The organism is Streptomyces sp. NPDC017936 (assembly GCF_044328485.1).
Taxonomy (GTDB): Bacteria; Actinomycetota; Actinomycetes; order Streptomycetales; family Streptomycetaceae; genus Streptomyces.
This window is the reverse complement of the sequence record NZ_JBIRHK010000007.1, coordinates 288,049-302,298: the sequence shown is the minus strand read 5'-3', so window position 1 is coordinate 302,298 and position 14,250 is coordinate 288,049. Positions and strand designations below refer to the sequence as shown.

Genomic DNA, 14,250 nt, shown 5'->3' with positions numbered 1-14,250 from the left:
AGGGACGCCTCCGCGCGGGCCGACGGCCGGTGAGCGGGGGATTCGCGCGACGCCGACGACGGAGGCAGTCGGCTGACGGCCCGTCAACTCACCTGTCGTCGGGCCGGATGCGGAATACCGGGGGGTCCGGGGCCGCTGTGGCTGCCGGTGACGCCGGGGCACGGGGTACGGCCGCCGGCGGCGTACGGGACGCCGCCGCAAGCGTCATGAGCGGAAGGAGCGGCCCGGGGCCCCACGATCCGGACCCCCGCCGAGGACCGGCCGCCCGGACCGGCGCGCTCGCCGGCGGTCTGTGAGCAAGGTCGCGGCGGCGGCCCGCGGCGCACGGGAGGGGGCGCGGCTCACACCGCGGCGTGCGCCCGCACTTCCCGCAGATATTCGGCGATGGCGTCCCGGTTGCGGGTGAGGCAGGCGACGCGCTGGTTCATGCGGTCGAGCTCGGCCTCCAGCGTGGCGATCATCTCCGGCGTGGCCTCGGAGAAGACGATGTTCCGGGGTTTGTCGAGGCAGGGCAGGATCTGCTTGATGACGCGGGTCGGCAACCCGGCGTCGAGCAGTCCGCGGATCTGCAGGACGCGGTCCACGAACCGTTCGTCGTACGCGCGGTAGCCGTTCGCACAGCGCTCCGAGACGATGAGGCCCTGCTCCTCGTAGTAGCGCAGGAGCCGTCGGGAGACGCCGGTCCGCTCGGAGAGCTCCCCGATGCGCATGTGTTCCACCTCACGCAGTGCCAGGTTGACCTTCACACCGATGTGAAGGTCTGAGCATACCTGCCATGTCGACCGAGAGCACCGATCGATCCGTTGCCGCGCACCCGGCGAAGGGCAGCGAGAAGCTGCCGAGGGCGGCGCTGCCGGCACTGGCCACGGCCGTGTTCGTCACCAGCCTGACCGAGACCCTTCCCGCCGGAGTCCTCCCCGCCATGAGCGGGAGCCTCGGTGTCGGCGAGTCCGCCGCGGGTCAGACGGTGACGGTCTACGCCGTCGGCACCGCCCTGACGGCCGTCCCGCTGACCGCCGCCACCGCCAGATGGCGGCGCAAGCAGCTCCTGCTGACGGCCATGGCCGCGTTCGCCGTGGCCAACACCGTCACGGCCGTTTCCTCCGCCTACCCGCTGACCCTGGCCTCCCGGTTCGTCGCCGGCGTGGCCGCGGGACTGGCCTGGGCCCTGCTGGCCGGCTACGCCCGCCGCCTGGCGCCGGCCCGTCTCCAGGGCAAAGCGGTCGCCGTCGCCATGGTCGGCGTCCCCCTCGCCCTCTGCCTGGGAGTCCCCGCGGGCACCTACGTCGGCCGGGTGCTCGGCTGGCGGGTGGCCTTCCTGCTCGTGACGGGCCTCACCCTCGTCCTGCTCGGCTGGATCACCGCGGCCGTCCCGGACCGTGCGGGACAGCGCTCGCGGGAGCGCCTCCCGATGCCGCGGGCGCTCACCACTCCGGGCGTGGTCCCGGTCCTCTTCGTCACCTTCACCGTCGTCCTGGCCCACACCGTCGTCTACGCCTACGTCGCCGCCTTCCTCACCCACATCGGCATGGGCCGGTCGACCGACCTGTTCCTCCTGGTCTTCGGCACCGCCTCCCTGGTGAGCATCTGGTTCACCGGCGCCCACGTCGACCGGCGGCTGCGCGCTCTCACCCTCGGCAGCCTCCTCCTCGTCGGCATCGCGGCCGCCGTCCTCGCCGCGCCGGCCCGCACCGGCGCTCTCGTCCACCTGGCGGCCCTGCTGTGGGGGCTCGGCTGGGGAGGTGTCCCCACCCTGCTGCAGACGGCCGCCGCGGACGCCGCAGGAGCCGCCGCGGACACCGTTCAGGCGATGCTGGTCACCCTGTGGAACGCCGCCATGGCCGCCGGCGGCGTCATCGGCGGCATCCTGCTCGGCACACTCGGCGCGCCGTCCGTCCCCGCAAGCGTTCTCCTGTTCCTGCTGCCCGGCCTGATCACCGTCGTGGGCGCCCGGGTGCACGGCTTCCCGGCCGAGCGCCCGGGGACGGCCGGACGAAGCGGTCCGTGAGGCACGAACGAACCGGGGAGCCCCCGCCCGCAGCGGCCCGGCTCAGCCGGATCCCGGCACCGGCACCGGCACCGGCACCGGCACCACCCGCTCCTGGAAAGGACGTTGCCTCGCAGAGGGTGCGGGCGGTCGGCGGGGAGGAGGGAGGATCCATGAAGCAGCGCTCCGCCTCACCCGTTCCGCCGTCACGGGCCGGGCCGGGCGGAGGCTTTCCCGGTGAGGCCCCCTATTTCACCGCCCCCGCCGTCAGCCCCTGCACCACCTGCCGCTGGAAGACGACGTACGCCGCCAGGACCGGCAGCATCGCCATCACCAGGCCCGCGAAGAGCCCGGACCAGTCCCCCTTGTAGCCCTGGCTGACGGCGAGCTGGACCAGGCCCTGGGTGAGGACGCGCTTGTCGGGGTCCGTGTTGAGGACCGTGGGCAGCATGTACTGGTTCCACTGGCCCAGGAAGTTGAAGATGCCGACGCTGATCAGGCCGGGCCTGGCCATCGGCAGCATGATCTGGAAGAACGTACGGCTGTGGGAGGCGCCGTCGACGAAGGCCGCCTCCGCCACCGAGGTGGGCAGCGTGCGGAAGAACGCCGTCAGGAAGAACACCGTGAACGGCAGCGAGTACGCGATGTAGACCAGGATCAGGCCGTGGAGGGTGTTCAGCAGCCCCATGTTGTTCACGACGTAGAACAGCGGGACCAGCGCCAGCATGATCGGGAAGCTCATGCCGCCGATGAAGAGGTAGTAGACGAACCGGTTGCCCGGGAAGTCGAACCGGGCGAGGACGTACGCCGCCATCGAACCGAGGACCAGCGTGCCGACGAGCGAACCGCCCACCACCAGGACCGTGTTCAGGAAGTAGTCGCTCATGTGGGCCTCGGTCCACGCCCGCGACCAGTTGTCGAAGTGCAGCCTGTCCGGAAACGACCAGGGGGAGCCGAAGATGGAGCCGTCGTCCTTGAAGGAGGTCATCACCGCCCACAGCAGCGGCAGCACGACCATGACCGCCCAGACGACGAGGATGCCGTGCGAGAAGGCGTCGAGGACCTGTCCCTCCGGCTTGCGCGCGGGCCGCTTCCCGGCCGGCGGCGGTGACGTCTTCGTGACGGGCACGCCGGACTCGGCCGGGGGCACGGGGGCGGGGGATTCCGTGGTCTTCACGATCAGTACTCCAGCCGCTCGCGCCGCCCCAGCCGCATCACGACCGCGGCGAAGGCCAGCGTCACGATGAGCAGGGCGACGCCGATGGTGGTGGCGTAGGCGGCCTGCCCGTCACGGAACGCCTTCTGGTACACGTACAGGACCATGACGGTGGTCGAGTAGTCGGGGCCGCCGGGCCCGGTCGTCATGATCTGCACGACCGCGAACGACTCCGCGCCCAGCGCCAGGATGCCCAGGTAGACCCAGCCGGACTGCACGGTGTCCCACAGCAGCGGCAGGGTGACGCGGAAGAAGGTGGTGGCGCGGCCCGCGCCGTCGAGCAGGGCCGCCTCGTACAGGTCCGCGGGGATGGAGGCCATGCCCGCGGAGAACAGGACCACGAAGAAGCCGACCGTGGACCAGACGAGCACGGCCATCACGCACCACAGCGCCAGGTCCGGGTCGCCCAGCCACAGCGGCTGGACGCCGTCGAGGCCGATCCCCCGCAGCAGGGAGTTGATCGCGCCGCTGTCCGGGTTGTAGGCGAAGGCGAACAGCAGCGCGACGATCGCGATCGACAGCACCTGCGGGAAGAAATACACGATCTTGTAGAAGGAGGAGCCCCGGACTCCGGAGATCACCGGGCCGCCCCTCCTTCTGCGTCCGCCGACATTGATCATGAAGGCGAAGAACAGCGCCAGCCCGATCGTCACCAGCGGCAGCACGAGCGCGAACATCAAGCTGTGCCGCAAGGACTTCCAGAAGACGTCGTCGTCCAGCATCCTCCGGTAATTGTCCAGGCCGACCATCCTGAATTCGGGGCTGAGACCGGTCCAGTCCGTGAACGAGTAGTAGATGGACTGGAGGAACGGCCAGACCACGAAGAGCGCGTACAGTCCGAGGGGCAGCGCCAGGAACCCCACGATGAACCGGTACTTGCCGTGCCGCATCGCCACTCCGGTGCCGTGAGAATTCCGGTTACTGGTGCTTGTAGTGCTTGACCGAGGAGTCCTTCGCGGTCGCGTCGGCGAAGTTCTGGATCTTTTTCACGGCCTCGGCCGGGGTGAGCCGTCCGGCCATCATCTCGCCGAGACCGGACACCCCGATCTTCTCCTTCTGCAACTGCACGTACCAGTCCTGCAGTCGCGGGTTCACCACGTTCTCGCCGGCTTTCTCCAGCGCGGCGACGCCCGACTTCAGGCCGGGGGTGAGGGTGATGCCGTCGGTGCCGCCGTCGTAGGCGGTCAGCGACTTCACCTTGGAGGTGAAGTTCCTCGACGAGGCCTCGCCGAGCATGATGCGCAGCTGCTCCATGCCGCCCGCCGTGTTCCTCGCCCCGGCCGGCACGACGAACGGCTCGCCGCCGGACGCCCAGATCGTGCCGAACGGCATCTTGTCGGAGGCGTCGATGCCGGTGGGCGCGGAGACCGCGAGGTCGAAGTCGGCCGGGATGACGTTCGCCGACTCGTTCTCCACCCAGGAGCCGTTCGGGAGGAACAGGGCCTTGCCCTTGGCCCACGCGGTCTGCGACTGGATGTGGTCCAGGCCCGGGGTGCCCTTCAGGACGTAGCCCTTCCGGTAGAGCTCGTAGTACGCCTCGAAGCAGACCTTGACCGCGGGGTGCTCCCAGGCCTTGGGCTCCAGGTTGTCGATGGCGTCGAGGACGTCGCGGCCGCCGACCTTGCCGATCATCGGGTACAGCGAGAACGGGATGTAGTACGGGTACTTGCCCGCGTACGTCCAGCCCGCGATGCCCCTCTTCTTGGCCTTCTCGCAGACCGCGAGCATCTCGTCCCAGGTCTCCGGGTACGTGGCGTCGAGCGAGTCGAGGAGCTTCTGCGAGTACCAGACGCCGTAGACGGTGTAGGCGTAGTAGAGGATCCAGACGGGGTCGCCGTCGAACTGGCCCATCTCGACGATGCCGGGGCGCAGGGTGTCGCGGACCTTCTTGGCCGGGTCGTCGTAGGAGGGCGCGTCGAGCAGCGGGGTGAGGTCGGCGAGCTGCTTCTTGCCGACCAGGACGCCCATGTCCATCTGTTCGGCGCCGGAGTTGTCGATGAGGTCGGGCGGGGTGCCCTGGTTGAAGCGCGGCTGGAGCGTGGACTGGATCTTCTGGGTGGCGGAGAACTTCACCTCGGCTTCGGGAAAGTTCTTCTCGTAGATCTTCACCGCGTCCTCGGCGTACTCCTTGCCGAAACCGCCGTCGAAGAGGACGAATTCCATCCGCTCGGTGTCGTTGACGCCGAGCGGGTTCTTCCCGGTCTTCTTGCCGGCCTTCGCCTTGTCCTCGCCGCCGCCCCCGCTGCTGGCACAGGCGGACAGGAAACTCGCCGCGGGAATCGAGATCAGGCCGAGGGCCGCGGACCGTTTGATCAGATCACGGCGGCCGATACCCGCGGAGCCGTCGTTCCCGTACGCCGATGCGGAAGTGGATCCCATGCTCAAGTCCTCGCCTTCTCCAGGACGCAGGCGGTGAACGGGATCCTTCCCGGCACCGCGGTCAGGTCAAGCAGGGTCGTGCGCGGATCGGTGAATCGCCGACAGGTATAGTCCACTTCCGGCCGACGGAGCAAGATCGAATGCAAGGTTGACCGTGGGTCTTTTCCGAGTTGAGACCTCCCGGGAATGTCCGCCGCCGCGGGCCCCTCGCCGGAAAAACCCCCGTCGTGCGCTTCCGCGGCGCAATGGACGTCGCCGGCATCGCTCATCGGACGGCCGGCTGCGGACTCCCACCGTGTCATGATCCTGTAACCAAGGGCGATCGCGTGCCGGCTCTCCCGTCACGGCCGTTCCACAATGACCGGGCGCCCGGGGGACGTCGGGCGGTCCGGCACACGAGGGGGAACAACGGGATGGGCGTCATCGGCAGGGTCACGGGTCCGCTCGCGGGTGCGGCACTGGGGGCGGTGGCCCTGTTCGCCACCGCGGCTCCGGCGCAGGCGTACAGTCCGAACCCGGCGTTGCAGGCGTACTACTACGACACCGACGCCTGCCCGTGCAGCGGCGGCAACCTCACCGACCCGTTCGACGGCACGTCCTTCGCGAACGACGCGGGCGGCTACGCCGTGAAGATGGAGCTCGTCGACGCCGGAGCGTTCGTGGGCAAGGTGGAGTTCCACCCGAACGACGAGAAGCTGTGGGTGTACGACACCGCCAACGACGGCGACACGTACTACGTCAAGGTCGGTTACTCGTCCGGCGGGACGTACCACGACCTGGGCACCGTCAGCGCGCCCGGCACCTCGGCGGTCGTCGACAAGTCGGTCAAGGACTTCGACCTGCCCGAGGGCGCGACCGTGGACATCTCCGTCTACGACGACGCGGCCCTCACCGACCTCATCGGCGCCGCACGCGGAACCGGCGCGGCCGTCGCCTAGCAGGGCCGGGGTACGGGGGAGGAGACGTCGGGCCGGATCCGGCGGGCGTACGGCGCGTACGGCGCCGCGCCCGCCGGATCCGGCCCGGTGGCCGTGGCGCCTAACCCACCCGGCAGGGGAGGCTCGTGGCGGTGTCACCGCCGGAGCCCGTGACCACGTACCCGAACGTGGTGCTCTGACCCGGACTCAGCGAGCCGTTCCAGCCGGCGTTGTGGACCATCACGGCCTGTCCGCTGTAGGTGGCGGTGCCGCTCCACAGGCTGTCGACCTTCTGGCCCGCGGGCAGGGTCCAGTCGACCATCCAGCCGAGCATGGGGACCTCACCGGAGTTGGTGACGGTCACCTCGGACTGGTAGCCGCCGCTCCAGCTGCCGGTCGTCCTGCGGGTGGCCGTGCAGGTGCCGGGGACGGGCTCGCTGGGGTTGCCCGGCTCACGGATGCCCGTCACCTCGCCGTTGCCGCCGTCGAAGACGACGTCGGAGCAGGAGTAGAAGGTCTCCTGGCTGTCGGAGCGCTGCCAGACCATGTAGATGATGTGCCGGCCCGACTTGCCCGCCGGAAGCTTCCCGGTCCAGGAGTAGTTGGCCTCGACCGTGCCCGGGGAGCCGTTGAGCGGCGGGTGGTCGACGCTGAGGAAGGGCTGGTCCTCCATGTCGTTCCAGGTGAGGGTCTTGGTCGGGTCGAAGCCGTCCTTGGTGACGTAGACGTAGAACCAGCCCGGGTGCGCGGCCCAGGCGTTGTAGGAGAAGTCGACGGTCGCGCCGGAGGTGAGGTGGGTGAGCGGCCAGTCGTTGCGGGGCGCGTTGAAGCCGGTGAAGTTGGCGTTGCCGCCGCTGCACAGCTGTCCGTCGGGCACGAAGCCGCGGGTGCGGCCGGCGCCGTCGGAGCGCAGCACCGAGAACCAGTTGTAGAACGGCGTGGTTCCGCTGACCTGCTGTGCGTTCTTGCACGCCGGGTTGACCGGCTTGATCTCACCGGTGTCGGTCAGCCCGTCCTGCCAGCACAGGAAGGTGCGGCTGCCGGGCTTCATGGGGGTGCCGTGGGCCTCGGCCCGGCCGCCGGTGGTGACGATCAGGCCGAGGGCGGGGACGGTGGCCAGCAGGGCCAGGAGGACGAGGAGGAGGGCTCGGGCGCGTAACCCCGCCCTCCATTTTGTCATGATCATGACAGACGACATGGCGGAGTCCGTCCTTCCGTATACGGGCCGTGCGGGTGCGGGGGTTGGCCGTACGGGTGCGCGTGCGGGGTGAGCACGTGAGGTGGGAGCGGTCCGGTCATCCGGCCTCCGGCGGGTTCCGGTCCGCCGGCGATCTCGGATGGGAGCGCTCCCACCTCACCCTGTGGCGGAAGGTAGCGCCGTACGGCCCGTTTGTAAACGGGAACGCACGACGCTCTTGCGGCGACGTCAGGGCGTCAGCGGTGGGCGGGGGTGTCTTGGGGTGCCGACGCGGCACGGACGGGGAGATCGGGCGAGCGGGAGACGCATGCCGACCGGCGGCCATGGTCCTTTATCGGGATCGCCGCCAGCTGTCAAGCCCCGAATGTCAGCGGCATGACGTAATCCTTCCGCCAGGGCTTGCTGGATACATGGGCCCACGCCGAGCGGCCGGCCCACCCGCGTCGTCCGGAACGACCTTGGCGATGCGACGTACGGGACACGTGTCCCGCCGGAGGAGGGCCCGTCGACCGACAGGGCCGTCCAGCGAACCCCCGACCTTTCTCACCGGAGGAGAATTCCCATGCCCCACACCTCTCGGACGCAGCGCCTTCTGGTGGCCACCGCCTCGACCGCCCTGGCCGCAGGAGGCGCACTGATACCCACCAGTGCGTTCGCCGCCCCGGCGACGCCGCACGCCGGCACCACGACCACGGCCGCGGTCGACCACGGTGGCCACCGTGGTCACGGCGGCCACGGCAAGTACAAGAAAGACAACAAGCACGGCGATCAAAACCGCCGGGGCGGCAGCGACAAGGGCGGCAAGAACGGCCCCGTCATCGTCATCGTCGTCGGGAACAACAACACCGTCAACGGCAACGGGAACAACAACGGGAACGGCAACACTCTGAGCTGACGTCCACAGACGGCATCGAGTTCACACGGCCTGGCCGGGCGGCAATGCCCGGCCAGGCCGCCGCATGTCCGCAGGAAAGCTGCGGGTACGGGAGTTCGCGCACCCCTCCACGCCGTTTCACGCGCCTCCGCACGCCGTTTCACGCACCCCTGCACCGCGAGCGGCCTTGCACCGACAAGCGAGGTCGCCCGTCCCGGAACCACACGTACGTCCCCCTCGGGAATGTCGAGGTTTTCGATCATTCTCGAGAGCACGCAAAAAGGGAACGGAAATCCTCATGCACAGCAATGTCCGGACGCGTCGTCCGGTTTTCGCCGTCCGCGCCGTCGCCCATGCCGCGGTCACCGCCGTCACCAAGGGCCTCGGCGGTGACCGCGACAGCACCGGCACCCCTCCCGTCCTCACGGACAACGGACTTGACGGGTCCTCAGGGCCACTGGCTCCCTGCCGCACCCACCGGGACCCCGAACGGCCGTGGGTGCCCGGCGGTATTCCTCCCGGCTTCTACCCGACCGTCCACGACTCCGTCAAGTCCCGAGTCCTCGGAACATGACGACGCTTTACCGGTCAGGCCTAATTGAAGTGCGGGCCTCACCGAAAAGGAAATGAGACCGCACGGTGCGGAGAAAATCCTCGACGAGAATTCTCCTCTCATCGAATCGCTGGTCATCCCGGCGCGGCGGTCCCGGCCGGAACCGGTCCGCCGACCACCGCCCCGAATTCCCGGGGCAGGGCAGAAAACCCTCTCAGAAGGAGAAAACCCATGACCCACAGCATCCACACCCCCAACGCCCGCTCCCGCAGCGGCGCCAAGCCCAAGCGGCGGGGCTTCCGCTTCGCGATGGTCTTCACCTCGGCTGCTCTGATCACCGGAGGCATCGCCCTTCCGGCATCCGCCGCGACGGCGGCCCCGAGTCACTCCGCGATCGTCGGCGTCGTCACCGGCGGCGGCTCCGGCGGATCCGGCGGCGGCAGCGTCTTCGGCAACGGCGGAGCCGGTGGAGCCGGCGGCGACAGCGTCTTCGGCGGCGGTGGCGGCGGTGGCGGCGGTGGCGGCAGCGTCTTCGGCGACGGCGGCTCCGGCGGACCCGGCGGCGGCAGCGTCTTCGGCAACGGCGGCGACGGCGGCGGCGGCGGCGGCAGCGTCTTCGGCGACGGCGGCGACGGCGGACCCGGCGGCGGCAGCGTCTTCGGCAACGGCGGCGACGGCGGACCCGGCGGCTTCAGCTTCTTCTGATCACCACAGGCCATGACGGCCCCACCTCGGCGGGGTGGAGGTCTTCAAGACCTCCGCCCCGCCCCCCATCGATCACCGCGATCGGCCCCCGGCCGACCGGACACGGCGCCCGGGGGCCGGCGCCTGTGGTTGACACCCTCGTCCTGGAAACGGAGAACCCCGATGCCCAGAAGTCTCCGACAGCGTCCACTCATCCTGGCGATGGCCGCGTTGGCTCTCGCCACCGGCACCGCGTGCGCCGCCCAGGCGGCGCCGCATGCCCCGACAGGCACCAGCCACTCCGCCGATACCGGCAATCCCCCCGGCCGTCATTCGGACTGCGGCAAGGGCGGCAAGGGCGGCGAGCCCGGTCAGCCGGGTGAGCCCGGCAAGCCTGGTTGCTTCCGGTTCGACGACCTGCTGCCGGACGAGCCCGACGGGTCGAAACTCCGGGGGGCGGACAAGGTACGGATCGTGATGTCCGTGATGTCCGGACAGACGACGAGCGCCAGGGCCGCCGAGAAGTACGAGGTCTCGGTGGACGACATCGACACCTGGAAGCAGCAGTTCCTCGACGGCGACTGGTTCGCGTTGTTCGGCGGGAACGGGCAGGACGCGTTCCCCTTCTGCTCGTGACACACCACCGCCAGGAAGGCCGAGAGGCTGCGGACCGAGCTCGAGGAGGCGGGCTTCCCGCTGTGGATGCCGGTGATCGCATGGTGGCCGATCGGCCGCCTGGGCCCTGCCGCCCAGGCGGCCGATCCCTGCCCGCGGCGTCCCGGCCCGGGGCAGGAGCCGCTCGCCTCCACCAGGGCACGGGGGCAGTCGCCGGCAGTGCCCGCAACGTCGTCGGTGGCAGGGGCGAGCTCGTCACGGGGCCCTGCGGCTGGGGCGACACGGCTGGGAGCGTGTCTCGGGCGGGCGGGTCTCACGACATCCGACTTGCGCTTTCGCGTGATCCGGCCACCGCCGCACGGAACGTGCGCGGGCTACCCTGGAGAGGGGCTCTTCAACGCTCGCCAGGGGACTCCTACCGGGCCGTCCTGGAAGAGGAAGCGCCATGACGGGAGCGTACGAGGCCGCCGAGCGCGTGGTCGCCGGGCGCTACCAGCTCCTGCGTCGGCTCGGTACCGGCGGCAGGGGACGGGTGTGGCAGGCGTACGACCAGCGACTGGCGTGCGAGGTCGCGCTCAAGGAGATCGTCCTGCGGCCGGACATCCCGGAACAGGAGGTGAGCGCCCGGATCACGAGGGCCCGCGGCGAAGCGCAGCACGCTGCCCGGCTGCGCAACCACCCCCATGTGGTCACGGTGTACGACATCGTGGAGGCCGACGGCCTGCCGTGGATCGTCATGGAATTCGTCCCCGGCGCCATGGACCTGAACGCGGTGGTGCGCGAGCGGGGGCCGCTGCCGCCCGCCGACGTCGCCCGGATCGGGCTGGCGGTCCTCGACGCCCTGCAGGAGGGGCACCGGCTCGGCATCCTGCACCGGGACGTCAAACCGGCCAACGTCCTGCTGACCTGTCCAGGCCCTCGGCCCTCCCACCCCACGGAGGGCGGCCAGGTGCTGCTGATCGACTACGGCATCTCGCTGGAGCCGAGTTCCGGAGAGGCCCGCCTGACCGCCACCGCGGATCTCATCGGAACCCCGGGCTTCATGGCCCCGGAACGGGCCCACGGCGAACCCACCCCGGCCGGCGACCTGTTCTCACTCGGTGCCACCCTGTATTTCGCGCTCGAGGGAACCGGCCCCTTCGACCGCGACTCCGCCATCACCACGCTGAGCGCCGTGCTGTCCGAGTTTCCCGCCCCGCCGCGCCGGGCGGTGGAGCTGACTCCGGTCCTCCTCGGGCTGCTGGCCAAGGACCCCGCGCAGCGGATGAGCGGTGAGGAAGCCGCCGAGTTGCTCATCCCCATCGCCGCCCGGCCCCGCCCCTCCCCTTCGCAGCCACCGGGTCTTCCCCCGGTCATGCCGTCGGCCGAGCCGGAGCGACCGACCGGCCGGAAGCCGCCGTGCTCCCCGGAGCCGTCCCCGCCGACCGACCTCCTGCCACCGGCCGAGCCGGGGGAACCCACCGGCCCGCCCCTGGAACCGCCGCCGCCGCCCGAAGCCGACAAGGCCCGGCCACGGCTCGGAAGCCGACGAGCCAGGATCATCGCGGGGGTGGTGGCGGGGGTGCTGGCCGCGGGGGGCGTCGGCGTCTACCTGACACAGTCCGGCTCCTCGGGTCCTGAACCCGTGACCTCGATCCGGGTCGGCAACTCCCCGCAGGGGGTGGCGATGTCCCTGGACGGGCGCCGGGGCTACGTGGCCAACTTGAACTCGGGATCGGTGTCGGTGATCGACACCCTCACGAACCGCACCGAGGACCACCCCATCCCCGTGGGCAAGAACCCTCGGGACGTGGCGGTGTCCCCGGACAAGCGGCAGGTCTACGTGGCCAACTTGGGCTCGGACTCGGTGTCGGTGATCGACACCCTCACGGACCGCGTGGACCGCACCATCCCCGTCGGCTCCACCCCGGCGGGGGTGACGGTGTCCCGGGACGGACGCTGGGTCTACGTGGCCTTGAGCCGCCCGGGCTCGGTGGGATCGGTGTCGGTGATCGACACCGCGACGAACCGCGTGGCCCACACCATCCCCGTCGGCAAGGACCCGCAGGGGGTGACGGTGTCCCCGGACAAGCGCCGGGTCTACGTGACCAACTACGGCTCGGACTCGGTGTCGGTGATCGACACCGCGACGAACCGCGTGGACCGCACCATCCCCGTCGGCAAGGTTCCGACGGGGGTGACGGTGTCCCCGGACGAGCGCCGGGTCTACGTGACCAACTTCTACTCGGACTCGGTGTCGGTGATCGACACCGCGACGAACCGCGTGGCCCGCACCGTCCGCGTCGGTCACGGCCCACGGGGGGTGGCGGTGTCGCCGGACGGGCGCTGGGTCTACGTGGCCAACAACTACGAACGCTCGGTGTCGGTGATCGACACCGCGACGAACCGCGTGGCCCGCACCGTCCGCGTCGGCCAGGGCCCGCTGGGGGTGGCGGTGTCCCCGGACAGTGATCGGCTCCAGGTCTACGTGTCCAACCTCGCCTCGAACTCCGTGTCGGTGATCCCGTTCGAGAAGACGTCCGACACCTCGGGACTGCGCCCGGTCGATTCGGCGGGACCTGCGGTACGGCCGTCCGCCCGGAACGAGAACGTCTCCCTCAGGAGCGCGACCGACCCGCGCAGGCACGGGCGCGGTCGTTGTCCGGCGGCCTGCTCGGAGGCGGTCCCCGCACGGCGTTCCGCCGGGCGCGGGCCAGGGCCGTGACGGCCTGGGCCGGTTCGCTGTCCGCGGGCAGGGGCCCGTGTTCGGCGATGTCGGCGTGCAAGGGGTGCGCGAGGACCTCGGCGTCCGGGTGGCCGGGCGTTCTCGCGGCTCAGGGCGCAGCGGACGCGGTAGCGGGCAGCGGGTCGATCGCATGGACGGGGCGGCCGGTGGCGTGCAAGCGGGCCCCTCGTCCAGCGGCTGGCCGTCGGCACGGTGGTGCCGGCGGGAAACAGCTGACCGCACCAGGCCTGGGGAAAACGCGGGGTTCACGTCATGGCGGGGTGCAGCCCGGCGGATCCCAGACGAGGTTGCCGCCCTCGATGTGGTTGCCCGTACAGGGCTTGTAGGGTGCCGCCTTCGACGATTCCGCCGCGGCCTTCGTCGTCCGGGGTACTGCCTCGGCGCTTGCCAGGCCCACCGTTCCGGCGAGCAGCGCAGCCGCGCAGGACGCGCCGACGAGGTGTCGGGGGCGCCACCAGGCGCTTGTCTTCATGATGGTCTCCCTGGGGGGGCGGACGGGCGCTTACCCACCAGCGTGGGAGGTCGGCGACGACGGCGTCAACGACGGTGGAGGTCTTGTCACAGCATCGGGACATTCCGGGACATTGGAGACTTAGGACACACGTCCTGGCCCTGGAGGCCCCCGGGCCCCTCGACCTCGGCGTTTCGATCGGGGCCGGTGAGGCGCGGTTCACGGTCGACTTGCCGGCGGGTCCGGTCGAAGCCCACGGAACTGCCGCCGGACAGCCCCGGACCGTTCGGGAGCGCGACCGCCGAGCGGCGCAGGGCCGAGCGGGCCGGCCCGGCGGCCGGGCGTCGCCGTCACAGCCCGAGAGCGATGGCGAGCCGCATGAGGTCCGCCGTGCTGTTGATGTCGGACTTGGCCCGGATACGGCGCAGATAGGCGTCGACCGTGTGCCGGGAAAGCCCCATGCGGCGGGCCGTTTGAGCGTAGGTGCACCCTGCGGCGACGTGCCGCAGAACCTCCTGCTCACGCGGGGCCAGCGGGGCCGGGGCGGGTGCGGGGGCTTCGTTGTGCGGCGTGGATGTGGAGCTCATGGGATTACCGGGGCTTTCCTCCGACGGACCGGCTCGGTCATCACTGATCACCCACGCGAGAGCG

The 14,250-nt window shown here is 70.5% G+C and carries 14 protein-coding genes; 7 read left to right on the top strand and 7 right to left on the bottom strand.

Features of this window, described 5'->3' with window-relative positions:
* Positions 1 to 341: 341 nt before the first annotated feature.
* Positions 342 to 710 (bottom strand): MerR family transcriptional regulator, encoded by a 369-nt coding sequence (locus ACH4F6_RS17165; protein ID WP_397960974.1) that lies wholly within the window; start codon positions 708 to 710, stop codon positions 342 to 344.
* 65 nt (positions 711 to 775) lie between these two features.
* Between ACH4F6_RS17165 and ACH4F6_RS17160 the strand changes: the two genes are divergently transcribed.
* Positions 776 to 2,008 carry an MFS transporter gene (locus tag ACH4F6_RS17160; RefSeq protein WP_397960973.1) on the top strand — a complete coding sequence of 411 codons (1,233 nt, stop codon included), beginning with the start codon at positions 776 to 778 and terminating at the stop codon, positions 2,006 to 2,008.
* 226 nt (positions 2,009 to 2,234) lie between these two features.
* Here ACH4F6_RS17160 and ACH4F6_RS17155 read toward each other — a convergent pair whose 3' ends face one another.
* The 3 genes from ACH4F6_RS17155 to ngcE are packed head-to-tail and all read right to left on the bottom strand — an operon-like array spanning position 2,235 to position 5,582.
* Positions 2,235 to 3,164 carry a carbohydrate ABC transporter permease gene (locus tag ACH4F6_RS17155; RefSeq protein ID WP_397960972.1) on the bottom strand — a complete coding sequence of 310 codons (930 nt, stop codon included), beginning with the start codon at positions 3,162 to 3,164 and terminating at the stop codon, positions 2,235 to 2,237.
* 2 nt (positions 3,165 to 3,166) lie between these two features.
* Positions 3,167 to 4,093, bottom strand: coding sequence for a carbohydrate ABC transporter permease (locus ACH4F6_RS17150; protein WP_397960971.1), 927 nt, complete (start codon positions 4,091 to 4,093; stop codon positions 3,167 to 3,169).
* 28 nt (positions 4,094 to 4,121) lie between these two features.
* A complete protein-coding gene (ngcE, locus tag ACH4F6_RS17145) occupies positions 4,122 to 5,582 on the bottom strand; it encodes an N-acetylglucosamine/diacetylchitobiose ABC transporter substrate-binding protein (protein ID WP_397960970.1) in 1,461 nt (486 codons plus the stop codon).
* Positions 5,583 to 5,995: 413 nt separating this feature from the next.
* Between ngcE and ACH4F6_RS17140 the strand changes: the two genes are divergently transcribed.
* Entirely contained in the window at positions 5,996 to 6,520 is a 525-nt protein-coding gene (locus ACH4F6_RS17140) for a hypothetical protein (protein WP_397960969.1), read from the top strand.
* Positions 6,521 to 6,620: 100 nt separating this feature from the next.
* Here the strand turns inward: ACH4F6_RS17140 and ACH4F6_RS17135 are convergent, their stop codons facing one another.
* Positions 6,621 to 7,697 (bottom strand): lytic polysaccharide monooxygenase, encoded by a 1,077-nt coding sequence (locus ACH4F6_RS17135; protein WP_397960968.1) that lies wholly within the window; start codon positions 7,695 to 7,697, stop codon positions 6,621 to 6,623.
* A gap of 562 nt (positions 7,698 to 8,259) precedes the next feature.
* Here ACH4F6_RS17135 and ACH4F6_RS17130 point away from each other — a divergent pair.
* The 5 genes from ACH4F6_RS17130 (at position 8,260) to ACH4F6_RS17110 (ending at position 13,127) form a co-directional block, all read left to right on the top strand.
* Positions 8,260 to 8,592, top strand: coding sequence for a hypothetical protein (locus ACH4F6_RS17130; protein WP_397960967.1), 333 nt, complete (start codon positions 8,260 to 8,262; stop codon positions 8,590 to 8,592).
* A 277-nt stretch (positions 8,593 to 8,869) separates the two neighbouring features.
* Positions 8,870 to 9,145, top strand: a complete 276-nt coding sequence (locus ACH4F6_RS17125; RefSeq protein ID WP_397960966.1) for a hypothetical protein — start codon at positions 8,870 to 8,872, stop codon at positions 9,143 to 9,145.
* Positions 9,146 to 9,355: 210 nt separating this feature from the next.
* The gene (locus ACH4F6_RS17120; protein ID WP_397960965.1) at positions 9,356 to 9,829 is read left to right on the top strand and encodes a hypothetical protein; all 474 of its coding nucleotides are present in this window, start codon (positions 9,356 to 9,358) and stop codon (positions 9,827 to 9,829) included.
* Between the two features lie 162 nt (positions 9,830 to 9,991).
* A complete protein-coding gene (locus tag ACH4F6_RS17115) occupies positions 9,992 to 10,444 on the top strand; it encodes a hypothetical protein (protein WP_397960964.1) in 453 nt (150 codons plus the stop codon).
* Between the two features lie 424 nt (positions 10,445 to 10,868).
* Complete coding sequence (locus ACH4F6_RS17110) at positions 10,869 to 13,127, top strand: cytochrome D1 domain-containing protein (protein ID WP_397960963.1); 2,259 nt, start codon at positions 10,869 to 10,871, stop codon at positions 13,125 to 13,127.
* Between the two features lie 271 nt (positions 13,128 to 13,398).
* Here the strand turns inward: ACH4F6_RS17110 and ACH4F6_RS17105 are convergent, their stop codons facing one another.
* Both ACH4F6_RS17105 and ACH4F6_RS17100 read right to left on the bottom strand, forming a co-directional pair.
* A complete protein-coding gene (locus tag ACH4F6_RS17105) occupies positions 13,399 to 13,620 on the bottom strand; it encodes a hypothetical protein (protein ID WP_397960962.1) in 222 nt (73 codons plus the stop codon).
* Between the two features lie 329 nt (positions 13,621 to 13,949).
* The gene (locus tag ACH4F6_RS17100) at positions 13,950 to 14,186 is read right to left on the bottom strand and encodes a response regulator transcription factor (RefSeq protein ID WP_397960961.1); all 237 of its coding nucleotides are present in this window, start codon (positions 14,184 to 14,186) and stop codon (positions 13,950 to 13,952) included.
* Positions 14,187 to 14,250: the final 64 nt, after the last annotated feature.

Excerpts from the sequence above, each read along its gene's own strand:
- ACH4F6_RS17165 (WP_397960974.1), bottom strand. The coding sequence starts at position 710 with ATGCGCATCGGGGAGCTCTCCGAGCGGACCGGCGTCTCCCGACGGCTC.
- ACH4F6_RS17160 (WP_397960973.1), top strand. The coding sequence starts at position 776 with ATGTCGACCGAGAGCACCGATCGATCCGTTGCCGCGCACCCGGCGAAG.
- ACH4F6_RS17150 (WP_397960971.1), bottom strand. The coding sequence starts at position 4,093 with ATGCGGCACGGCAAGTACCGGTTCATCGTGGGGTTCCTGGCGCTGCCC.
- ngcE (WP_397960970.1), bottom strand. The coding sequence starts at position 5,582 with ATGGGATCCACTTCCGCATCGGCGTACGGGAACGACGGCTCCGCGGGT.
- ACH4F6_RS17140 (WP_397960969.1), top strand. The coding sequence starts at position 5,996 with ATGGGCGTCATCGGCAGGGTCACGGGTCCGCTCGCGGGTGCGGCACTG.
- ACH4F6_RS17135 (WP_397960968.1), bottom strand. The coding sequence starts at position 7,697 with ATGTCGTCTGTCATGATCATGACAAAATGGAGGGCGGGGTTACGCGCC.
- ACH4F6_RS17130 (WP_397960967.1), top strand. The coding sequence starts at position 8,260 with ATGCCCCACACCTCTCGGACGCAGCGCCTTCTGGTGGCCACCGCCTCG.
- ACH4F6_RS17125 (WP_397960966.1), top strand. The coding sequence starts at position 8,870 with ATGCACAGCAATGTCCGGACGCGTCGTCCGGTTTTCGCCGTCCGCGCC.
- ACH4F6_RS17120 (WP_397960965.1), top strand. The coding sequence starts at position 9,356 with ATGACCCACAGCATCCACACCCCCAACGCCCGCTCCCGCAGCGGCGCC.
- ACH4F6_RS17115 (WP_397960964.1), top strand. The coding sequence starts at position 9,992 with ATGCCCAGAAGTCTCCGACAGCGTCCACTCATCCTGGCGATGGCCGCG.
- ACH4F6_RS17110 (WP_397960963.1), top strand. The coding sequence starts at position 10,869 with ATGACGGGAGCGTACGAGGCCGCCGAGCGCGTGGTCGCCGGGCGCTAC.
- ACH4F6_RS17105 (WP_397960962.1), bottom strand. The coding sequence starts at position 13,620 with ATGAAGACAAGCGCCTGGTGGCGCCCCCGACACCTCGTCGGCGCGTCC.
- ACH4F6_RS17100 (WP_397960961.1), bottom strand. The coding sequence starts at position 14,186 with ATGAGCTCCACATCCACGCCGCACAACGAAGCCCCCGCACCCGCCCCG.